This is a genomic window from Bariatricus sp. HCP28S3_A7, assembly GCF_052066375.1.
Lineage (GTDB): Bacteria > Bacillota > Clostridia > Lachnospirales > Lachnospiraceae > Allocoprococcus.
In genome coordinates this window covers 39914-61679 of sequence record NZ_JBQHSG010000002.1, presented here as the reverse complement: position 1 = coordinate 61679, position 21766 = coordinate 39914, and the positions used below count along the sequence as shown (strand labels likewise).

Genomic DNA, 21766 nt, shown 5'->3' with positions numbered 1-21766 from the left:
AAAGTGGAATATAGGATAAGGAATTATGGCAGTGTGTGAACTTTGTCCCAGAAGATGCGGGGCGGACAGGGAAAATGGAATAAAGGGTTTCTGCGGTGAAACGTCAGAAATCAGAGTCGCGCGGGCGGCGCTTCATATGTGGGAAGAACCGTGCATTTCCGGAGAAAATGGTTCCGGAACGGTTTTTTTTACCGGCTGCACGCTCCGGTGTGTGTTCTGCCAGAACCACGTCATTTCCGATGGAGAGGTGGGAAAGATCATATCTGTAAGAAGGCTGGCGGACATTTTTCATGAGCTGAATGAGAAGGGAGCAAATAATATCAATCTCGTGACGCCGGGACATTTCGCGCCGCAGATCATCCGGGCACTGGATCTAGCCAAGAATGAGGGGATGAAGCTTCCCATTGTGTGGAATTCCGGCGGGTATGAGCGGCAGGAGACACTGAAAATGCTGGAAGGTTATGTAGACGTGTTTCTGCCGGATTTTAAGTATTTAAATCCATTGCATGCGAAGAAATATTCGATGGCGGAAGACTATCCGGACGTGGCGAAGGCAGCAGTTGCCGAGATGGTAAGACAGGCAGGCTCCCCTGAGTTTGATGAGCGGGGGATCATGAGAAAGGGCGTGATTGTGCGCCATCTGCTCCTGCCGGGATGTCTTGCGGATGCAAAGCGGATCGTGGAATATCTGTATCAGACTTATGGGAACCGGATTTATCTCAGTCTGATGAATCAGTATACTCCGGTGGAGGCACTGGATCAGGAACGCTATCCGGAACTGGCGCGGAAGGTGCCGGATCATGCTTATGAACGGCTGGTGGATTATGCGATCTCGCTGGGGATTGAACAGGCATTTATTCAGGAGGGAGAGACGGCAAAAGAAAGCTTCATCCCTCCATTTACACTGGAAGGGGTATAAAAGAAAGATGAAAAGGCAAGTGAATATGAACGAAATTTCCGATGGGAAATTGTACGGGAGCAATGATATGGTAAAGGCAGATTGCGGCGATTGTGAGGGATGTTCGGCTTGCTGCAGGGGCATGGGGACATCGATCGTACTGGACCCGTTGGATGTCAATCGTCTTGCATGTGGACTTCAGATGACGTTCGAGGAACTGCTGTCCGAAAACGTGGAGTTGAATGTCGTGGACGGCCTGATTCTTCCAAATCTGAAAATGGTGGAAGAAAAATGCGGCTTTCTGAACGAAGAGGGGCGCTGCTGCATTCATCCCATCCGTCCGGGAATCTGCCGGCTGTTCCCGCTCGGGCGTTATTATGAAAACGGAGGATTCAGGTATTTTCTTCAGGTGAACGAATGCCGCAAGGAAAACCGTTCCAAGGTCAAAGTGAAAAAATGGATCGATACACCGGATCTGAAATCGTATGAAGCATTCGTAAATGACTGGCATAATTTTCTTCTTGCACTTGAAAAATATGTTTCCGAGAATCCGGAAGAGCAAAAGGCGGTCAGTATGTACATACTGCAGCAATTTTATCTTTCTCCATATGAGGAGGCTGAGAATTTCTATACACAGTTTGCAAAAAGGCTGGCCAGAGGTTATGAAGAACTGGGATTGGAGTAGATATGACAAAAGAAGAATACATGAGAAGAAAGAAAATAGAGCAGCGTAAGCAGCGAAGACGCCGCCGGCGGATCAAAAAAATGATCCGGCTCGGGGTACTGGCCGGAATGCTTCTGATCTTCATCCTGCTTATTGTCGGAGCGGTCAGTCTCGTTCGGTTCCTTTTCTTTCGAGAGGACACAAAAGAAAATCAGGAAAGCCAGCCTGTCGTATCAGAAGAGGTCATTCAAAAAGAGTCTTCCACGATTCTGACGTCGGGTGATATCATGATGCATGATCCAATGCTGGTATCGAATCAGTATCTGCATGAAGACGGCACATATGATTACCATTCCGTTTTCAAATATATAGCCGGTGAGTATGAGGCGGCGGATCTTGCAGTTGTGAATTTCGAGACAACAATTGCGGATGGCGACTACACGGCCTACCCAAGATTCAAATCTCCGGAGGCGATTGCAACAGCACTTTCTGATAATTATGTTGATTTGTGCCTGTTGGCGAATAACCATATTTATGATAATCAGACGACAGGATTGATGCAAACCATTCAGGCGATGGAAGAGAATCATCTGCTTTACACCGGAGTGCGCAAAGATACTTCTGAAAAAAACTATTATGTAACAGAAATTGACGGAATTAAAATCGGAATCTTTAACTATGTATTTGATTCAGGAAGCGTTGATGGTCAGGAGATATCCATCAACTCGATTCCGGTCAGCGATGAAGATGCGCAGCGGATCAATACCTTTAATTACGGAGGGTTGGAACATTATCTTTACAGCGAGATCGAAGAAGGCCTCCAAGAACTGGAAACGCAAGGCGTAGAATACACAATCGCCTATCTGCACTGGGGAACAGAGTACGAAACAACGGAAAATGAACGTCAGCAAAATATTGCAAAAGAGCTTTGTGAACTGGGAATCGATGCGCTGATCGGCGGGCATCCGCATGTGGTACAGCCGGTAGATCTTCTCACAAATGAAGCAGGAACCCATCAGATGGTATGCGTCTACTCTCTGGGAAATCATTTATCAGACCAGAGAAAAGAACGGATTGATTTTGCTCCCGAGGGACATACAGAAGACGGGCTGATGGTGGAACTGATACTTGAAAAATCAGACTATGGTCAGGTTTCCCTTACGGGCATGGAGTTTATACCGACGTGGGTGTACAAGTCAGGCAGCAGCGATAATCCGAATTATTATATCTTACCATTGAATGATATGGAGACTTTGCTGAAAGAGACGGCAGATCTGGGAATCGAGACAGAGGCGAAGCAATCCCTGGCGCGGACTAATGCAATCATTGGAGAAGGAGCGGCAAAGATTGAGGCAGCCCTCCCGATTGCGGCAAAATAGAAAGAGGAGTGATGTCTATGAGACAAATGGAATTCAAAATGGAACGTCCCGGACTTGTGGAAGCAGGGCAGGAGGTGGATGTCACGGAAGGAAAGGTCGCAGCCTATTTTTATTATACAATCGAACCGGCTGTGGCGATGAGCGCCAACTTCAGATCCTGGGAACGACTTCAGTCAAAGAAAGGAAAAGTTGTGGATGTGAAGGAGACTCCGCGGGGGTTCTATGTGGTGTGTGAATTTGATGAAGACGATATAAAATAGAAGGAAGATGGAGCAATTTTATTATTGCTCCATCTGTCTTCCCAAAAACCCGGCCGCGCATTGCGCCATTTTTAATTCCGTGTCACCCAATTTTTTTTTCCCTTCTTTGGCAAGGATGGCGATCGATCCGATGGCATCTCCTTCACAAATGATCGGGCTGATGACCTGACTATCGTATTCCTCCGGCTGTGCCGTTATAATTCTTGTAAAATTCTTTTCTCCTGCGAAGGAGAGAAACTGCTGGCGTTTTGCAATTGCCTCACTTAGCTGACGGGTAATCGATTGCTCAAGAAATTCCTTTTTTCCCGGTCCTCCGGCAGCAATCACCTGATCCATATCAGTTACACATACAAGGTATCCCAGCGTCTGTGCCAGACTTTCCGCATATTGTTTTGCAAATGTACTAAGTTCTCCGATTGGAGAATATTTTTTTAAAATAATCTCACCTTTGCGGTCTGTAAATATTTCCAAAGGGTCGCATTCCCGAATTCTTAGAGTGCGGCGGATTTCTTTGGGAATTACAACACGACCGAGGTCATCAATTCGTCTTACAATTCCGGTTGCTTTCATAATAAAATCCTCCATTAACAGTATCTTTTGAATTTACTTTCCGTTTCTTTCCATAGTATTTGTAAATAGGAGGAATTTTATGCGCTTGTAAAAAATGAAGGCGTTTGAAGAAAGTGAAAGAACTCTGATTCTGTCATGTGCATGGTCGGTTTTTAATCATTCAGAACCCTTTCAATTTCCCCTTTAAGATATAGTTTTTCTTTACTTCCGCAAATAACCGGCTTTATTTTTTCTTCTTTAACCAAATAAGACAAATTTTGTCTCGAACACTGTAATGTATCACAGGCTTTCGTTGTATTTACTACATTCCTATATACAAAATTATGAAAATCATTTGCTGTCAAGGGCAATAACAGACCGATTGCTCTCAAATCGGAAACTTGTATTTTAATAGACTCATTGAAAACAACGCTGTAACCACCAACACCCACTTTCACACTGTCAAGCAATTTTCTATTCTTTAAGACATATGAAATATCCATATATTTATCAACAAGCTTTGTCAGATCCACTTTTCTTACAGTATTGTCATTAAACATGCATACGAGCTGTTTGTCTTCTGTCGGAAAGCATTCCCGTACATTCTTGCGCATTCTTTCTTTGATATTTTCTGGAATATCTGTTTCTGAGATTTCCTCAATATAGCAGTTATCCTGAGAGCATCTTCCCTTTGACAAACTTAAAAGAGCCATCTCGCTATATTCTTTCAATTTGTAATTCTTCAGAATGCTTCCAATATTTTGTCTTCCACTTGGAATCACTCTTTCCTTTACCCACATAAGACTGATGTCTTCAGAAACTGTATATATTTTTTTCCTGACTAACCCCTGAAACAGTAAGGGGGCATCCCATTCGCCTAAATCCTCACATAATTCTATTATAAAGCTTTGTGATTTTTCATAATAAAACAGATAACCAATAGCAGATCCCCTATCCAGATCTCCATCATAAATTGCATAACTTTTCATATACACACCACCTTGCCCAGAGCATATCCCATATCTTTTTCAAATGTGTCTCGGAAAGTACAGATGACAAATCTGAGAATAATATTTCTTTGTCCTGTGGTTTTAATTTTGATTTAAATATAGTATTTTTATTTGTAATATAACTTAAGTTTTCAAAAGTTGAACGGCTGCCAATGAAATTCTGACATGGTTTATCATCCAATATATCAAACTTTTCTATTTCCTCATCACTGTAACAGGAACATAAGAAGGATAAGCCGTGGTCAAATAGCGGTGCAATCCTTATCGTATGTTTACGTCCATTTCGTAGTACTTCTATATTAGCACCATGACGATCTCGGTTTAATATCAGATAATCTATCGCTAACATAGTATCAATGTATTTTTTCCATCCATTATTAACACAAAATTCATAATGAGATTCATTAGATATTTTATTAATTTGATAGAAATTATCCAGTGCAGATTTTGTTTCTCCTCGTTTTTTAAAATCTTTTGATGCACATAACCATGTATCATAGACTTTTCCATCTATCTCTATATCAGCATGTATAAGCTGATATTCTAAATGTTCTACCCCTAAAATGGTAAGCAAACGATCTACAATGATTTCATTCACGCATTCATGACCAACAATTCCCTTTTCACTGTCAAAACCTGATAATTTATAGTATATTTTTTCTCCGGATACCACTGATTGGGATTTTAAAAATGTTCCGGCTGTACCACTGGAATTTCTTGCATGGGACCATTTGAGATATGTAAGATCTTGCTTCTCTACAATTACTTTTTGCTGCATGCTCGTCATCTCCAAATTCAGTATTTTAGTATTATTATATATTTTTATTTGACGCACGTCAAATAAAAATAATTTGTTAATAATAGTATTATTCATTTTCGGGAAATTATAAATAAAATCAGTTTTTTTATGATTACTACTCGGGACTTTCCCAATTACTGGTAGATTCTTTTTTCCCCCTCAGTATCAGTTTTGTGCCTTCTCCTGTTTAGAAATAAATCTCTGTACATTCTTCAGCAGGATTGAGCAAATGCATTTGACAATCAAATCAAAATGCCCATTCCTATCTCGCCCGGTTTGTGGTATCATAGAACACGGATTTAAAGAAACAGAATATAATCAATACAAAATCTGGAGAAAATGAGGTTGAGAGGAGAGAAGACTATGAGATCTCTTATGATATATTTGAAAAACTATAAGAAGGAAACGGTTCTGGCGCCTTTGTTTAAGATGCTGGAAGCGTTATTTGATTTGTTTGTGCCGCTTGTCATGGCGGCGGTGATCGACAAAGGAATCGCCAGAAGTGATCAGAGCTACATCGTGCGGATGTGCCTGCTTCTGATCGCGCTTGGAATCATCGGACTGACCTGTTCGATCACGGCGCAGTATTTTGCGGCGAAGGCGGCAACCGGATTTGCGGCGGAGGTGAGACATGCGCTATTTGCGCATGTGCAGAAGTTTACATTTTCGGAGATGGATACGATTGGGACATCGACCCTTATCACCCGGATGACGAGTGACTTGAATCAGGTGCAGTCCGGGCTGAATCTGACGCTTCGTCTGCTGCTTCGTTCCCCGTTCATTGTTTTTGGGGCGATGATCATGGCGTTTATGATCGATATCAAAGCGGCTCTTGTGTTTGTAGTAGCGATTCCGCTGCTTGCTGTGATCGTATTTTCCATCATGCTGATGACGATGCCGCTCTATAAGAAGGTGCAGGCGCATCTGGATCAGGTCCTTCTGGTGACGAGAGAGAATCTGACGGGGGCGAGAGTGATTCGGGCATTTAACAAAGAAGAGGATGAAAAACGCCGGTTTGAGGAGAATAATCAGCTTCTCACCAGGGCACAGAAGTTTGTCGGAAGTATTTCGGGACTGATGAATCCGCTTACTTATATTGTGATCAACGGGGCGGTGATCGTGCTTATATACACCGGTGCGGTCCGGGTCAATATCGGGGAACTGACGCAGGGTCAGGTTGTGGCGCTGCTCAACTATATGTCCCAGATTCTGGTGGAACTGGTGAAGCTTGCGAATCTGATCATTTCGATCACGAAAGCACTGGCGTGTGCGAACCGGATCCAGAGCGTGTTTGAAGAAAAGCCGGATATGCAGGACGGAACGCTTGTGTGGAAGGCGGATTCGGATGAAAAACAGATCCCGAGAGTGGAATTTGAGCATGTTTCGCTTACGTACCAGGGTGCAGGTGCGGAGTCTTTAAGCGATATTTCTTTTAAAGCATATCAGGGACAGACGATCGGAATTATCGGAGGTACCGGTTCCGGGAAATCGTCTCTGGTAAATCTGATTCCGCGGTTTTATGATGCGACCCGGGGGGAGATCCGCATCGACGGCCGGAATGTAAAAGAGTATCAGATGGATTCCCTGCGGGAACGGGTCGGTATGGTCCTTCAGAAAGCTGTTCTGTTCAAAGGTACGATCGGAGCGAACATCCGTTGGGGAAAAGAAGATGCAACCGATGCGGAGATTGAAGAAGCGCTTGAGATTTCGCAGGCGAAGGAATTTGTGGATTCGAAAAAAGAAGGTTTAAATTTTAAAATCGAGCAGAGCGGGCGGAACCTTTCCGGCGGACAGAAACAGCGTCTGACGATTGCCAGAGCACTGGTGAAGAAGCCGGAGATTTTGATTTTGGACGACAGTGCATCGGCACTGGATTTTGCGACGGATGCAAAATTAAGAAAGGCGATCCGGGAAATGAAAGAGCAGCCTACGGTGTTCATCGTATCCCAGAGAGCGTCTTCCATCCAGTATGCGGATCAGATTCTGGTGCTGGATGACGGAGAGCTGGCAGGCGTCGGAACCCACAGGGAGCTTCTGGAGAATTGTCCTGCTTATCAGGAAATCTATTATTCACAGTTCCCGAAAGAGAAGGAGGCGTAAGCAGGTGGAAGATAAGAAGAAAAAACAGTCGGAAACATTGAAAAAAGTATTTCGTTATCTTGGAAAATACCGGATTTTTGTTGTGATCTCCATTTTCCTTGCTGCCTTGACCGTCGCACTGACTTTGTATATTCCGAAGCTATCGGGTAAGGCGGTGGACTATATCATAACCAAGGGGCAGGTTAATTTTACAGGAGTTTTCCTGGTGATGCTGCAGATCGGTGTCTGCGTATTGATCACGGCACTGGCACAGTGGATCATGAGTATCTGCAATAATAAGATGACCTATCAGGTAGTCCAGGATATTCGAAATGAAGCATTTAAGAAAATAGAGATTCTACCACTGAAATATATTGATGGGCATGCTTACGGTGAAATCGTGAGCCGTGTTATTGCCGATGTGGATCAATTTGCAGATGGGCTTTTGATGGGATTCACACAGTTGTTTACCGGAGTGGCAACGATCGTCGGGACGCTGGGATTTATGCTTTCTGTAAATGTGAAGATCACGTTGGTGGTTGTGCTGATCACGCCGGTATCTTTCCTGGTGGCAAACTTTATCGCGAGTCGTACATTTACCATGTTCAAGCTTCAGTCTGAGACAAGAGGAGAACAGACGGGGCTGATCGATGAGATGATCGGGAATCAGAAAGTGGTGCAGGCTTTTGGACAGGGCGATAAGGTGGTCGAACAGTTCGACGAGATCAACGAAAGACTGAAAGACTGCTCGTTGAAGGCAACATTTTTCTCATCCATCACGAATCCGGCCACCAGATTTGTTAACAGCCTGGTGTATACCGGTGTGGGAATTACGGGAGCATTTGCGGTACTGAACGGGTCGCTGACTGTTGGTCAGTTATCCTGCTTCCTCAGTTATGCGAACCAGTATACGAAACCGTTCAATGAGATATCCGGAGTGATCACAGAACTGCAGAATGCGATTGCCTGTGCGCAGAGAATCTTTGATCTCATTGAGGAAGAACCACAGATTCCGGAAAAAGAACATGCAGAAGTGTTGACAGATATCAAAGGAAATGTCCGTCTTGAGGATGTGTCATTCTCTTATGTACCGGAACAGAAGCTGATCGAACATTTCAGCCTGAAAGTAAGACCGGGACAAAAAGTAGCAATTGTGGGACCGACCGGGTGCGGGAAAACCACGCTGATCAACCTGCTGATGCGTTTCTATGATGTGACCGGAGGAAAAATCTGTGTGGAAGGAGAAGATATCCGGGAAGTGACCAGAAGAAGTCTTCGCGCAGGATACGGTATGGTGCTTCAGGATACCTGGCTGAAGACCGGCACGATTCGCGACAATATTATTATGGGGAAGCCGGATACGACGGAGGAAGAGATCATCGAGGCAGCCAAAGCATCCCATGCGCACAGTTTTATCAAACGTCTTCCGAAGGGGTATGATACCTGGATCACGGAGGACGGCGGAAGCCTGTCGCAGGGACAGAAGCAGCTGCTCTGCATCACCCGTGTTATGCTCTGCAGACCGCCGATGCTGATTCTGGATGAGGCGACTTCTTCCATTGATACCAGAACCGAAGTGCAGATCCAGAAGGCATTTGCACGTCTGATGGAGGGAAGGACCAGTTTCATCGTTGCACACCGATTATCCACGATCCGTGAAGCGGATGTAATCCTGGTCATGAGAGACGGTAAGATCGTGGAACAGGGAAATCATGAAGAACTGATCCGGAAAGGCGGATTCTATCATCAGCTGTATTACAGTCAGTTTGCAGGTGTATAGAAGAAATAAAAAAGGGGAAACACGCAAGTTGTGAGCGGAGGTTTCCTCTTTTTGTTTCTATGCATAATAAATCAAATGAATCAGGATATCAGTGATTCGAAAAATGGATCCATGATCGTCTGTGCATATTCCAGAAGGGAATAACGCTGCTGCTGAAGACACCAGTTATAGGTAAGACCGATCTGGAAACCACAGATCATGTCTGCCAGAGTGGTATAAGAATGGGGCGAGGTGATCTCGCCGGATTCCAGTCCGTCTTTCACCAGGGAACGCATGATCTGATAATATTTTCTGTCAGGATTCAGAATATGGCGCATTCCACTTGTCATGACCTGGAGTCCGTAAAGGGTAGGATAAAAACTTCGATATGGGGAATCCTCAACGGAACGCATAACGAATACATTAAATATTTTCAGTTTTTCCACGGAATGAAGAGAGGAATCCAGATTTTGCTTCTGCCAGTCTTCGTAGATTATGTCATAAGTATAAGCGACCGAAAAAAGAAGTTCTTCTTTTCCGTGAAAGTGATGATAAAAGGCGCTGCGTGAGGTCCCGGATTTCTCGATAATCTGTGAAATGGTTGTTTCTTCGTAGCCCTGTTCATAGAAAAGCTCCCACGCAGCCTGCATAATTTTTTCTTTTGTTTTACTTTTGTACGGTTTTCTCATAATACGTCTCTCTTTTGTAAAGAATTGGATGCTAATTCGAAAGTAAAAATATTAGCTTCCATATCATAACATAGTAAAAACGCAAATTTCAAGCTAATTGGCAAAAATGCACAAAAACAGTGGTAAAAAAAGGCTTTACTTGACTTAATTTCATATCTCTGTTACAATGATAAAATCAAAAAAGAGAACGCAGTACGGAATTCGGTACTATTTTGACTGCGAGGAGGTTGCGGGATGAAGAGATTGAGGTTGGAGCATTCCATGGAATGGAAGGAGAAACAGCTAGCCATTGAGGCAGCATTGCTTTATGGATTCCAGACGGAGACAGCAGAATTTCCGATAGCGGCACTGGACGGAGAAATCGAGGTTCCGGGAACCGAAGACGAACTGACCGCTTTATGGAGACTGGAAGCCAAAGCAGCACCGGAAGGATATCTGCCGGCAAAGAAAGAAGGACCGATTTTTGATACTGATTTCCGAAAGAAGAAAGGTCTTGAGACTCTGTTTGGAACCGGGGAGTTCCTGAAAGATGAGGATTATGACTTTCTGCCGGACAAGTTGGATGTTCGGATAATCCTGCCCAAGGAAGCGGATCTGTCTATGATCACGGCGGCGTGTAACATTGCATTTCGTCTGGGAATGGAGACCACTGCCTATGAGGGCAAGATCCTTGCAGATGAGACCTATCAGGGGAATGCGATCGTGTTTGAAGATGCCAAGAGTGCAGAGATGGCAGTGGAGCAGGAAGAGAATGCGGTTCGCCTGTATGTAAGAGGACGCGGCGAAGAACTGGAGAAGCTGTCCGCCCTTGTCTGTGAGAAATTCCCGGTTGTCGATGCATGGAGAAGCTGGCGGGATGTGCTGATGGATATGGCGGATGATTTCGCTTTGAGAAATGCAGACGGACAGCTCGCCTATCTGAGCGCGTATGAGCAGACGGAGCCGGGAGCATATGAACTGTATGGATCTCCGGAGATTACCGATCAACAGAAAGAACAATTCCCGGATTCTGTATTTTACAATTATAAATCCGGCCGCAAGGTCTATGAAAAAGTATATGAGCTTCCGTGGGAAGTGGATACATTTACAAAGGTTCTGGAAGAGAAGATCTATCCATGCATCGGATGCGGAGATCGGGTCAGAATCGAAGGCGCGCTCAGTGAGGACAAAAAAGTGCGCAGCAGGATCGTTGCAGATGTAGCGAAACATCTTGAAGAAAAAGGAGCAGTGCTGGAACAGGCGCAGCTGATCTGTGCTTACAAGCAGGGATTTTCGTGGATGGAAGAAGTTGTCATTCCGGAAGCTGCAAAGGTAGATACGACAAAGGTTGAGATTTATTTCAAACCGTTTCTTCCGGAAGGGCAGACCGAGTGGCTTGATGAGAACGGTGCAACACCGTCTTATCATAATTTGAAGGCCGATAATCCGGATAAATGGTATGACCTTCCGATCCGCTATTTGCAGGAGCTTTATCCGATTGAGGATATCATCACAGAAAAACTGGGAATCGCATGTGAGGATGTGGTGTTCCTTCCGTACGAAGGTGATGAGAATATCACCTATCTCTGCCGTGTTGCTGCGGGAGAAGAAAGTCGTGAATTCCGGTATCTGGTACATTATGAGGAACGTCCGTATATGGATGAATATCCGCAGATGGGAAAGGTTCATCCGGCGACCGGTTATGTCCGGGTGTGGGTAAATGGAGAAGAAAAGCTTTCCGAAGAGATCAAGACAGATCTGGAAGAAGTTTGGGATATCTATCAGGCAGAAGTGCTGCCTGACTGCCGCAGATATATCGAGAAGAAGACTGGCGGAGAAATCCGTTCTGATCTGCAGCCGTTCTTCCATAAACTTTCGCTGGATGTTACGGTAAGTGAGCCGGATTACAGAACCGGGAGCAGAGAAGATCTGATTTCCTCTCTGGATGCGCTGCATGAAGATATGTATTTTGTCGGAAGTGACTATTTTAAGAATTACGGCGTACAAAGAGCAGATGTCATGCTGGATGCACCGGGACTGATCCTTCCTGAGATCCATAACCGGGAAGGAGCACCGGTATTTAAAGTGACGCTTTATGAGCAGCTGCGGGAATCGGCTTGCATTCTGTGTGAAGGTAATGAAGTGGTTTCACAGAAGAACAGAGAAGATGTACAGGTATGGGCAGAACGTATACGGATGTGCGGAGACCGGTTGGAACTTTTGATTCGAACAGAAGGCGTTCCGGAAATGGTACTTTCTGCTTATGCCGAGCTTTTTGATAAAGGCATTCTTGATCTTGCGAATCGTTTGGATCCATGTTATTGTATTGTACTCCGGGATGAAAACGGACACAGCTACGAAGCGGCAGTCCCTGAAAAAAAAGACCGCCCGGTGAAGAAGATTACCGAGATTGACCTGCATGAACAGGAACTGATTGGTTATGATACCTATTGTGAGATTATTGAAGAATTAAAGCAGGTAGAAGGAATCGATGTGTTCCGTACAGCGGCATCTTATGCCGGAAGAGAAGTATATGCGATCTGGCTTAAACCAGAGTACAAGGGATATCTGTCTATGACGAAGCGGCTGACCAGATGCCCGAGTGAGGTTATCAATGCCCGCCATCATGCAAACGAGGTGTCCAGTACGAATGCTTCCCTGATTCTTTTGAAGAAACTGTTGACGGAAGATATTTACAGGGATCTTCCCGAGAAGCTGAACCTGGTACTTGTTCCGATGGAAAATGTGGATGGCGCTGCAATTCATTACGAGCTTCAGAAGGAACATCCAAACTGGAAACTGCATGTGGCAAGATTTAATTCAATTGGTAAAGAATTTTATTATGAGAGTTTCCGCCCGGATACGATACATAGTGAAGCGATGGGACTGACACGGTTGTTTGAAAAATTTGTGCCGGATATGATCGTAGATAATCACGGTGTACCGAGCCATGAGTGGGAACAGCAGTTTTCAGGTTATACTTCACCTTCCTACAAAGGATTCTGGCTTCCGAGATCTCTGCTGTATGGATATTTCTGGTATGTTACCAATCCGGAATACAAGGATAATTATCCAGTGAACAAAGAGATGGAAGATGTGATCGCAGACAAGATTGCCGAGGATGAAGAGATGACGAGATGGAATCTCGAGTGGAGTGCGCAGTTTGAAAAATATGCACATGCATGGATGCCGAAGCTTTTCCCGGCAAATTACTATAAAAATATGATCAATTACTGGATCCCGTTTGCGTCGGATCCGACTCATCGGTATCCGTCGATCCGTTTCCCATGGATCACCACGGTTGCTTACACAAGTGAAGTGGCGGATGAGACGGCACAGGGAGAATACTTGAATTTATGCGCCCGGGCTCATGTGGCTCATGACGAAGCGACACTGCAGATGCTTATGAAGGCAGAGAATGTCTTCGACTGTGATTGCGGCTTACGTGACAATGCGGTTTTTGCCAGATACTGTCGATTACGGCCAATGATTGTCGGCGGATCTGGAAAAAATAAATAAAATATATTCTAAAGGAGGAGATTTCTATGGAACTCATCAAATTACTTGGCGTTTTAATCGTAATTGTAGGATTTGCGCTGAAATTGGATTCAATCCTCATTATTTTCCTTGCACTGATCACAACAGGTCTTGTGGGAGGTCTTGGAATCGGTGGACTTTTGGAAACAATTGGAACAAACTTTGTTGCCAACAGAAGTATGGCAATTTTCATCATGATTCTTCTGGTAACCGGTGTACTGGAGAGAAACGGACTACGTGAGGCAGCTGCAGACCTGATTAAGAAGGTGAAAGGTGTTACTGCAGGTAAGGTTGTTGCTGCATACGGTATCATGCGTGGTATCTTCGGAGCGTTCAACGTAGGATTCGGTGGTGTTGCCGGATTCATCCGTCCGGTTGTTCTTCCAATGGCAGAAGCTGCGATTGAAAATGGCGGAAACAAAGCAACAGAGGAACATATTGAAGAGGTAAAAGGTATGGCATCTGCAATGGAAAACGTTACATGGTTCTTCTTCCAGGTGCTCTTTGTAGGTGGAGCCGGCGGTATTCTTGTACAGACTACATTAGCCGGACTCGGATACGAAGTAGAACTGATCGATCTTGCTGTAACAGAAATTCCGGTTGCAATCTTTGCTTTGATCCTTGCATGTGCATTTGTAGTGATCAAGGATAAGAAAATGCAGCAGAAATACTATGGCAATTCAGCAAAGACAACAAAGAAATAGGGAGGAGACATAAATGAGTGCTTTAAAATTTATTCAGATTGACCCTACTTTAAACACAAATCTGGTTAATATCGTTTGGATCATAATCGGACTTGTTACAATTTACGCAGGTATTAAGAACTTACTTGACAAAGAAAATCCTTCCAGAATCGGAACAGCCGTTTTCTGGTGTTCATTCGGTATCGTGTGTGCATTTGGTACATGGCTGCCGGCGAAGGTTTCCGGTGCACTGGTTATTATCATGTGTATCCCGCCGATCTTCAAGAAGGTAAAAGTCGGAAAAGCAGAAGTTCCGACCAAAGAATATACACAGAAGCAGTACAAGAAAGTTGGTATGAAGATCTTCTTCCCGGCTGTCTGCGTTGGTATCTTCTCACTTTGCATGGCTTTGTTTACCAATATCAGTTCCATGCTTGCAGTAACACTCGGTACATTAGTAGCTGTTATCATTCTGATGGTTTACAATCCGTCTGAAAACAAACCGGATGTATTTTTGAAAGAATCAGAGCGTTTCCTTTCTCTGATGGGACCTCTCTGTATGCTTCCTCAGCTTCTTGGATGTCTGGGTGGCGTGTTCACTGCAGCAGGTGTCGGCGAAGTGATTGCGGGTATCGTAGAAAATATCGTTCCGAAGGGAAATGTAAATTTAGGTATTATTGTATATGCAGTAGGTATGGTATTATTTACTATGATCATGGGTAACGCATTTGCAGCGATCACAGTTATGACAGTTGGTATCGGCGCACCGTTCGTACTTGCTTATGGAGCAAATCCGGTTATAATCGGTATGCTTGCTCTTACATGCGGATATTGTGGAACGCTCTGTACACCTATGGCTGCAAACTTCAATATCGTTCCGGTTGCTATTCTGAATATGAAGGATCGCTGGGGTGTTATTAAGAATCAGGTTCTTATAGCTATGATCATGCTGGTATTCCAGATCTGCTATATGATCTTATTCAAATAAGCATTTACGAAAAAGGATGATGGAAAGATGAATCGGGATATGGAGCGGGGAGCCCAAATTGTGATTTGTGACTGGGTCCGGGTAAAGCCGTGGGACAAGCTGCTGATCGTGACGACAAGAGAGCATTTGCCGGAAGCGAGAATGCTGCGGAAATGTGCGATCGGAAGAGCAAGATCGGTCAATACGCTGACTGTGGAAGATGCAGGAAGGCTGGTAGGGGTATTTTTTGACACGAATGAGGAAGTGTTCGACCCGTATACGGCCATAATCGCTGCGACCGATTATTCACTTGTGACCACAAAAGCGGCAAAACGTGCGATTCAGAAGCACAAGAAGTTCCTGTCCCTCCCGCTTTCTACAAATGATGGCAGATCCATGCTGGAATATGATTTCATGACGATGGATACGAAGAAAAGCCGTCTGATGGCGAAGGTGATCATGAAATACCTTCGCAGTTCTGAAAAAATCCATGTGACGACATCGGCGGGAACGGATCTGGTCATGTATAAAGAAAACCGGAATCCGGGCTTCTTCAACGGTGTGATCAAAGATGGAAAAGGATATTCTTCTGCCAGCATTGAGGTATACGTTCCGATCGAGGAGACGAAGACAGAAGGCGTTATGATGCTGGACGGTTCTCTCGGTTATATAGGGCGTGCAAATGAGCCGACCCGGATTCTGTTTCACGAGGGGCGGATAACAGATATAGAAGAAACGCATACCGGCATAAAACTGAAAGACTATATGGAAGAATACAGGGATCCGAGAATCTATATCGGAGGAGAATTTGGGATTGGTCTGAATTCTTATTCCCGGTGTCTGGGAAATTGTTATATCGAAGACGAATCGGCATACGGAACTTTTCATATTGGCCTGGGAAGGAATCTGGCGCTGGGAGGCAAGCAGAACGCAAATGGTCATTTTGACCTTGTGTGTCTGGAACCGGACATTTATACTGATAATAGACAGATTATGCAGCAAGGGAAGATTATCATACCAGAACCGGTGGTATATTAGTGCCGGCGGTGGTACAAAAAGTTCCGCATGCGGAACTTTTTGTCAATGGTCAGAAAAAGTCGTAAGGAGGAAACGAACATGAAGGTATTAGTAACAGGTTTTGACCCGTTTGGGGGAGAAAAAGTAAATCCTGCATATGAGGCAGTAAAATTATTGCCGGATACGATCGCGGGGGCAGAGATCATTAAACTGGAGATTCCGACGGTGTTTTCAAAGAGTGGTCCGGCTGTAGAAGCAGGGATCCAGAAATATCAGCCGGACGTTGTCATCAATGTCGGACAGGCAGGCGGTCGCTCTTGTGTTACCATCGAACAGGTGGGAGTGAACCTTGCAGAAGCGCGTATTCCGGATAATGCCGGAGAGCAGCCTATGGATGAACCGCTTCAGGTGGACGGCGCACCGGCATATTTTGCGACGATTCCGGTGAAGGCAATTGTAAAGAACATCCGTGATCATGGAATCCCCTGCCATATTTCCTATACAGCAGGAACCTATGTATGCAACTGTGTGATGTATAACGTACTTCATATGGCAGCAACAAAATATACCAACATTCGTGCCGGATTTATTCATGTACCATTTGCTACTGAGCAGGTGGTCGATAAGCCGAACGGAACTCCGTTCATGTCTCTGGAAATGATTGCGAAGTGCCTTGAATATGCGATTGAGGCTACTGTAAACAATACAGAAGACATTGAAGAAGCAATGGGAACGACCCATTAGGAAAAGAATCATTCTGGCAGAAAATATGGAATTATCAGAGGAATGCTTACCGGATGGTGGGCATTCCTTTTTACATAGGGAAAGACTGCAGCTGACCTTATTCTAAACTTGATTTATGATAATACTAATTGCCATAGTTCACTCGCAAGGCAGAACTATTATCCGGTATTATTGCCCAAATACCCAGGTAAACATTTGTAATAAATATTGAAGAACCCTAAAAGGGATAATAAAACGGAAAAAAGAGAGATGCTCAACGGTGTGTTCTGTGATATGTCTGCTCCGACAACAATCCATCATTTATGTAAAGTTCCTGTACGATTAGAAACAGCTTTTCGTTCTGATTTTAAACTTATCTGCATACACATGTTTTAGATAAGGAGGAACAGAACATGGAAAAGAAAGTGAATTCTGTGATCAAACCGATTCAAATACTGAAGGCATTGCTTGCTTCTTATATCGTGACAGCCCTGCTTCTTTTGCTTCTGACGTTTTTGCTGTATAAGTTTGGACTGGATGAGAAGAAAGTAGAGATCGGAATCCTGATCGTGTATCTGGTATCTGCTTTTATCGGAGGAATGATAGCAGGCAAGCTGGCAGGAACGAGGCGGTTCCTGTGGGGGACTCTGATCGGAATCCTGTATTTTGCACTGCTTCTCATGATTTCAATCGGTGTATACCGCACAATCCAGGGAGGAAGCAGTATGCTGGTTTCATTTGCACTTTGTGTGGCGGGGGGGATGCTGGGAGGTATGCTCTCATGAGAAGAAAACTTGTAACACTTTGACGTTGACGCTGTCAAGGGTGTTGTGATATACTATAGTGCATAGTGAAAAGTAAGGAGGAGATTGCAATGAAGCATATTAAGACATTGAATACACAGACTCTGAACAATACAGTAAAAAAAGGCGGATGTGGAGAATGCCAGACATCTTGCCAGTCTGCTTGTAAGACATCCTGTACCGTAGGAAATCAGACTTGTGAGCACAGCAAATAAGAGAATTTTATCTTAGTATGAATCAAGGCAGCGGCTAAAAGCCGCTGTCTATTGGCGTTATGGAAAACAAATTAGAAAGGGGTACCGGTTGTGATTCATCAGTACCAGAATAACGGATATTTGATCGTGATGGATATCAACAGCGGATGCGTTCATACGGTGGATCAGGCAGCATATGACGTGATTGCATGTCTGAATGCAAGGAATGAGAACCAGACAGCCGAGACGCTTCGTCAGGATGAGACCTGGGAGGCAGTGAAAGCGGAGCTGAAGGATAAATATCCGGAAGAAGAATTAAGAGAAATATTAGAGGATGTGACAGAACTCACGGAGTCGGGGCAGTTATTTGTGAAGGATACTTATGAGCCGCTCATCGGTGAGGTCGTGAAACGCAAGACGGTTGTGAAGGCAATGTGCCTGCATATTGCGCATGACTGCAATCTGGCATGCAGATACTGCTTTGCAGAAGAAGGAGAATATCATGGAAGAAGAGCCATGATGAGCTTTGAAGTGGGAAAGAAAGCCCTGGATTTCCTGATTGCCAATTCGGGCAGCAGACGTAATCTGGAAGTGGATTTCTTCGGCGGGGAACCGCTGATGAACTGGCAGGTTGTCAAGGAGCTTGTTGCATACGGAAGAGAACAGGAGAAGATACATAATAAGCATTTTCGTTTTACAGTGACGACGAATGGTGTTCTGCTGAATGATGAGATCCAGGAGTTTATCAATAAAGAGATGGATAACGTGGTCATGAGTCTCGACGGAAGAAAAGAAGTCAATGACCGTATGAGACCGTTCCGAAACGGGAAGGGCAGTTATGATCTGATCGTGCCGAAATTCCAGAAACTTGCGGATTCCAGAAATCAGGAGCGTTACTATATCCGGGGAACATTTACCAGAAATAATCTGGACTTCTCCGAGGATGTAAAGCATTTTGCAGAGCTTGGGTTCAAACAGATGTCCATCGAACCGGTTGTCGGGGATGCTTCGGATCCGTATGCGATCCGTGAAGAGGATCTGCCGAAGATTTTTGAAGAATATGATAAGCTGGCGCAGTTCGTGATTGAGAAGGAAAGAAAGGGCGAAGGCTTTAATTTCTTCCATTTTATGATCGATCTGGAAGGCGGACCGTGCCTGTATAAGAGATTGTCCGGATGCGGATCCGGAACAGAGTATTTGTCGGTAACTCCGTGGGGCGATCTCTATCCGTGCCATCAGTTTGTCGGAGATGAAGATTTCCTGATGGGAAATGTGGATGAAGGAATTACAAAACCGGAGATTGCGGACGCATTCCGGTGCTGTAATGTATATACCAAGGAAAAATGCAAGAAATGTTTTGCCAGATTCTATTGCAGCGGAGGCTGTATGGCGAATGCATATAAATATGCAGGCGGTCTGAACGACTCCTATGACATCGGATGCGAGATGGAGCGTAAGCGGGTAGAATGTGCAATCATGATAAAGGCTGCTTTGGCAGAAGAAAGGAAGTAGGACATGAAGAAAAGTAAAGGGATTATCAGCCTTGTTCTGATCGCTGCACTTATGGGACTGCTTGGATTTACCTGTGCTCAGGGATTCGGATCCTCACATTCCGGTGCAGCAAAGAACATTAACCTGGGTCTTGATCTTGCCGGCGGTGTCAGCATTACCTATCAGGCAAAGGACAAGAATCCGACCAAAGAAGAGATGGCAGATACCATCTACAAATTACAGAAACGTGTGGAACAGTACAGTACAGAGGCTTCTGTTTATCAGGAAGGCGATGACCGGATCAGCATTGAGATTCCGGGTGTTTCCGATGCAAATACTGTTCTGGAAGAACTCGGAAAACCGGGCTCACTGGAATTCCAGGATCCGAACGGAGAAGTCGTATTAAGTGGTTCTGATGTGAAGAGTGCTCAGGCACAGACTCAGCAGAACAGCACGACAAAGAATAATGAGTATGTTGTGGCTCTGGAGCTTACGGACGAAGGCGCAGAGAAATTTGCAAAGGCAACGGAAGAAAATCTTGGAAAGCAGATCGCCATTGTTTATGATGGCGAAACGATCAGTGCACCGGTGGTTAATTCTGTGATTGAAAATGGACAGGCTGTCATCGAAGGTATGGCAGATTATGAGGAAGCTGACACACTTGCTTCAACGATCCGAATCGGTGGACTGAAGCTGGAACTGGAAGAACTCCGTTCCAATGTAGTGGGGGCACAGCTTGGTGAGGAAGCAATCAGTACAAGCTTGAAAGCAGGAGCGATCGGTCTTGCGTTAGTCTTTATCTTCATGTGTATTGTATACCTGCTTCCTGGTTTTGCTGCAGGACTTGCACTTCTCATTTATACAGGACTGGTCATTGTACTTTTGAACGCATTTGACATTACACTGACTCTTCCTGGAATCGCGGGTATTATCCTCGGTATCGGTATGGCAGTTGATGCGAATGTTATTATCTTCGCGCGTGTGAGGGAAGAGATTGCTGCCGGAGTGAGTGTGAGATCATCACTCAGAAACGGATTTAAGAAGGCAATGTCCGCGATCGTGGATGGTAACGTGACTACTTTGATCGCGGCAATCGTACTGGGACTTAAGGGCTCCGGTTCTGTCAAAGGATTTGCTCAGACACTTGCTCTTGGTATCGTGATTTCCATGTTCACAGCACTTGTGATCACTCGAGTAATTGTATTTTCCTTCTATGCAATTGGAATCCGTGATGAGAAATTCTATGCAAAAAAGAAGAAAGAGACAAAGGTATTCAATTTCCTTGGCAAAAAGAATCTTTGTTTCGCAATTTCGATTGCAGTCATTGCGGTTGGCCTGATTACAATGGGTGTGCAGTCAGCAGGCGGAAACGGCGCTCTGAATTACAGCTTGGAATTTAAGGGTGGTACGGCTACCAATGTGACCTTCAATGAAGATTATGATATCAAGGAAATTGATTCTCTCATCGTACCGGTTGTAGAAGAGGTGACCGGCGATAAGAATGTTCAGACGCAGAAGGTGAAAGACAGCACACAGGTGATCATTAAGACTACGACATTGGATCTGGAACAGAGAGAAGCGTTGAATCAGGCACTTGTAGATAAATTCGGAGTAGATGAATCTCTGATTACAGCAGAAAATATCAGTTCTACTGTCAGCAAAGAGATGAGAACGGATGCGATCATCGCGGTAATTATCGCTACGATCTGTATGCTGATCTACATCTGGTTCCGTTTCAAAGACATCCGTTTCGCAACCAGCGCGGTTATTGCACTTTTGCACGATGTTCTTGTAGTACTGGCTTTCTACGCAGTGGCAAGAGTCTCCGTAGGAAATACATTCATCGCATGTATGCTTACTATTGTCGGATACTCCATCAATGCGACGATCGTTATATTCGACCGTATCCGTGAAGAAATACATTTGAAGAAACGGGATGAAAGCCTGGCAGACGTAGTAAATAAGAGTATCACCAATACACTTACCAGAAGTATTTATACTTCACTCACTACCTTTGTCATGGTTGCAGTGATCTACATCCTGGGCGTAAGTTCGATTAAGGAATTCGCAAGCCCTCTGATGGTAGGTATCGTATGCGGCGGATATTCTTCTGTATGCATCACAGGAGCCCTGTGGTATATGATGAAGACCAAATGGAAGAAGAAAGAAGTTCCGGCAGGCGGAAAGAAGAAAAAATAAATTGTATTATGAAATTTGATAGAGAAAAGGTGTTGGAGTTTTCCGACACCTTTTCCATATATCAGGATAAGATTGAAAGGAAACGAT

The 21766-nt window shown here is 44.5% G+C and carries 19 protein-coding genes; 15 read left to right on the top strand and 4 right to left on the bottom strand.

The window, feature by feature from the left end; genetic code table 11:
* Positions 1–25 precede the first annotated feature (25 nt).
* From ACTNA4_RS01680 to ACTNA4_RS01665, 4 genes are read left to right on the top strand one after another with little or no spacing between them, the layout of a single operon-like run.
* Positions 26–919, top strand: coding sequence for a radical SAM protein (locus ACTNA4_RS01680; protein WP_427807121.1), 894 nt, complete (start codon positions 26–28; stop codon positions 917–919).
* Between the two features lie 7 nt (positions 920–926).
* Positions 927–1583, top strand: a complete 657-nt coding sequence (locus ACTNA4_RS01675; protein WP_427807122.1) for a YkgJ family cysteine cluster protein — start codon at positions 927–929, stop codon at positions 1581–1583.
* Positions 1584–1585: 2 nt separating this feature from the next.
* Complete coding sequence (locus tag ACTNA4_RS01670) at positions 1586–2941, top strand: CapA family protein (RefSeq protein ID WP_441028279.1); 1356 nt, start codon at positions 1586–1588, stop codon at positions 2939–2941.
* 17 nt (positions 2942–2958) lie between these two features.
* Positions 2959–3201, top strand: a complete 243-nt coding sequence (locus ACTNA4_RS01665) for a hypothetical protein (RefSeq protein ID WP_441028277.1) — start codon at positions 2959–2961, stop codon at positions 3199–3201.
* Positions 3202–3222: 21 nt separating this feature from the next.
* On the opposite strand, the gene spoVT is transcribed toward ACTNA4_RS01665, so the two are convergent.
* From spoVT to ACTNA4_RS01650, 3 genes are all read right to left on the bottom strand, one after another.
* Complete coding sequence (gene spoVT / locus ACTNA4_RS01660; RefSeq protein WP_441028275.1) at positions 3223–3771, bottom strand: stage V sporulation protein T; 549 nt, start codon at positions 3769–3771, stop codon at positions 3223–3225.
* Between the two features lie 152 nt (positions 3772–3923).
* Entirely contained in the window at positions 3924–4739 is an 816-nt protein-coding gene (locus ACTNA4_RS01655) for a hypothetical protein (RefSeq protein WP_441028273.1), read from the bottom strand.
* Positions 4717–5538 carry a hypothetical protein gene (locus ACTNA4_RS01650; protein WP_441028271.1) on the bottom strand — a complete coding sequence of 274 codons (822 nt, stop codon included), beginning with the start codon at positions 5536–5538 and terminating at the stop codon, positions 4717–4719. Before ACTNA4_RS01650 ends, ACTNA4_RS01655 begins: the two co-directional genes overlap by 23 nt.
* Before the next feature lie 384 nt (positions 5539–5922).
* Here ACTNA4_RS01650 and ACTNA4_RS01645 point away from each other — a divergent pair, with 384 nt between their 5' ends.
* The gene (locus tag ACTNA4_RS01645) at positions 5923–7659 is read left to right on the top strand and encodes an ABC transporter ATP-binding protein (RefSeq protein ID WP_441028269.1); all 1737 of its coding nucleotides are present in this window, start codon (positions 5923–5925) and stop codon (positions 7657–7659) included.
* A gap of 4 nt (positions 7660–7663) precedes the next feature.
* Positions 7664–9418 (top strand): ABC transporter ATP-binding protein, encoded by a 1755-nt coding sequence (locus ACTNA4_RS01640; RefSeq protein ID WP_441028267.1) that lies wholly within the window; start codon positions 7664–7666, stop codon positions 9416–9418.
* A gap of 80 nt (positions 9419–9498) precedes the next feature.
* On the opposite strand, the gene ACTNA4_RS01635 is transcribed toward ACTNA4_RS01640, so the two are convergent.
* Positions 9499–10086, bottom strand: coding sequence for a TetR/AcrR family transcriptional regulator (locus ACTNA4_RS01635; RefSeq protein WP_441028265.1), 588 nt, complete (start codon positions 10084–10086; stop codon positions 9499–9501).
* Positions 10087–10320: 234 nt separating this feature from the next.
* On the opposite strand from ACTNA4_RS01635, the gene ACTNA4_RS01630 reads away from it, so the two are divergent.
* From ACTNA4_RS01630 to secD, 9 genes are all read left to right on the top strand, one after another.
* Positions 10321–13584: a M14 family metallopeptidase gene (locus ACTNA4_RS01630; protein ID WP_441028263.1), complete on the top strand. Its 3264-nt coding sequence runs from the start codon at positions 10321–10323 to the stop codon at positions 13582–13584.
* 26 nt (positions 13585–13610) lie between these two features.
* Positions 13611–14306 carry a 5-oxoproline transporter, DUF969 family subunit gene (locus tag ACTNA4_RS01625; protein ID WP_441028261.1) on the top strand — a complete coding sequence of 232 codons (696 nt, stop codon included), beginning with the start codon at positions 13611–13613 and terminating at the stop codon, positions 14304–14306.
* Positions 14307–14319: 13 nt separating this feature from the next.
* Entirely contained in the window at positions 14320–15273 is a 954-nt protein-coding gene (locus tag ACTNA4_RS01620; protein ID WP_427807138.1) for a DUF979 domain-containing protein, read from the top strand.
* Between the two features lie 27 nt (positions 15274–15300).
* Positions 15301–16290 carry a peptidase gene (locus ACTNA4_RS01615; RefSeq protein ID WP_441028259.1) on the top strand — a complete coding sequence of 330 codons (990 nt, stop codon included), beginning with the start codon at positions 15301–15303 and terminating at the stop codon, positions 16288–16290.
* Positions 16291–16368: 78 nt separating this feature from the next.
* Complete coding sequence (gene pcp / locus ACTNA4_RS01610; protein ID WP_441028257.1) at positions 16369–17013, top strand: pyroglutamyl-peptidase I; 645 nt, start codon at positions 16369–16371, stop codon at positions 17011–17013.
* 392 nt (positions 17014–17405) lie between these two features.
* Positions 17406–17777 (top strand): TIGR04086 family membrane protein, encoded by a 372-nt coding sequence (locus ACTNA4_RS01605; protein ID WP_427807141.1) that lies wholly within the window; start codon positions 17406–17408, stop codon positions 17775–17777.
* Positions 17778–17866: 89 nt separating this feature from the next.
* A complete protein-coding gene (gene scfA / locus ACTNA4_RS01600) occupies positions 17867–18010 on the top strand; it encodes a six-cysteine ranthipeptide SCIFF (RefSeq protein WP_008369659.1) in 144 nt (47 codons plus the stop codon).
* A 90-nt stretch (positions 18011–18100) separates the two neighbouring features.
* Positions 18101–19501: a thioether cross-link-forming SCIFF peptide maturase gene (gene scfB, locus ACTNA4_RS01595; RefSeq protein ID WP_441028255.1), complete on the top strand. Its 1401-nt coding sequence runs from the start codon at positions 18101–18103 to the stop codon at positions 19499–19501.
* A 3-nt stretch (positions 19502–19504) separates the two neighbouring features.
* Complete coding sequence (gene secD, locus ACTNA4_RS01590) at positions 19505–21679, top strand: protein translocase subunit SecD (RefSeq protein ID WP_441017771.1); 2175 nt, start codon at positions 19505–19507, stop codon at positions 21677–21679.
* The last annotated feature ends 87 nt before the right edge of the window (positions 21680–21766 follow it).

Excerpts from the sequence above, each read along its gene's own strand:
- ACTNA4_RS01630 (WP_441028263.1), top strand. The coding sequence starts at position 10,321 with ATGAAGAGATTGAGGTTGGAGCATTCCATGGAATGGAAGGAGAAACAG.
- ACTNA4_RS01680 (WP_427807121.1), top strand. The coding sequence starts at position 26 with ATGGCAGTGTGTGAACTTTGTCCCAGAAGATGCGGGGCGGACAGGGAA.
- ACTNA4_RS01635 (WP_441028265.1), bottom strand. The coding sequence starts at position 10,086 with ATGAGAAAACCGTACAAAAGTAAAACAAAAGAAAAAATTATGCAGGCT.
- pcp (WP_441028257.1), top strand. The coding sequence starts at position 16,369 with ATGAAGGTATTAGTAACAGGTTTTGACCCGTTTGGGGGAGAAAAAGTA.
- ACTNA4_RS01655 (WP_441028273.1), bottom strand. The coding sequence starts at position 4,739 with ATGAAAAGTTATGCAATTTATGATGGAGATCTGGATAGGGGATCTGCT.
- ACTNA4_RS01675 (WP_427807122.1), top strand. The coding sequence starts at position 927 with ATGAAAAGGCAAGTGAATATGAACGAAATTTCCGATGGGAAATTGTAC.
- ACTNA4_RS01650 (WP_441028271.1), bottom strand. The coding sequence starts at position 5,538 with ATGCAGCAAAAAGTAATTGTAGAGAAGCAAGATCTTACATATCTCAAA.
- secD (WP_441017771.1), top strand. The coding sequence starts at position 19,505 with ATGAAGAAAAGTAAAGGGATTATCAGCCTTGTTCTGATCGCTGCACTT.
- ACTNA4_RS01670 (WP_441028279.1), top strand. The coding sequence starts at position 1,586 with ATGACAAAAGAAGAATACATGAGAAGAAAGAAAATAGAGCAGCGTAAG.
- spoVT (WP_441028275.1), bottom strand. The coding sequence starts at position 3,771 with ATGAAAGCAACCGGAATTGTAAGACGAATTGATGACCTCGGTCGTGTT.
- ACTNA4_RS01645 (WP_441028269.1), top strand. The coding sequence starts at position 5,923 with ATGAGATCTCTTATGATATATTTGAAAAACTATAAGAAGGAAACGGTT.
- ACTNA4_RS01665 (WP_441028277.1), top strand. The coding sequence starts at position 2,959 with ATGAGACAAATGGAATTCAAAATGGAACGTCCCGGACTTGTGGAAGCA.
- ACTNA4_RS01605 (WP_427807141.1), top strand. The coding sequence starts at position 17,406 with ATGGAAAAGAAAGTGAATTCTGTGATCAAACCGATTCAAATACTGAAG.
- ACTNA4_RS01620 (WP_427807138.1), top strand. The coding sequence starts at position 14,320 with ATGAGTGCTTTAAAATTTATTCAGATTGACCCTACTTTAAACACAAAT.
- scfA (WP_008369659.1), top strand. The coding sequence starts at position 17,867 with ATGAAGCATATTAAGACATTGAATACACAGACTCTGAACAATACAGTA.
- ACTNA4_RS01625 (WP_441028261.1), top strand. The coding sequence starts at position 13,611 with ATGGAACTCATCAAATTACTTGGCGTTTTAATCGTAATTGTAGGATTT.
- ACTNA4_RS01615 (WP_441028259.1), top strand. The coding sequence starts at position 15,301 with ATGAATCGGGATATGGAGCGGGGAGCCCAAATTGTGATTTGTGACTGG.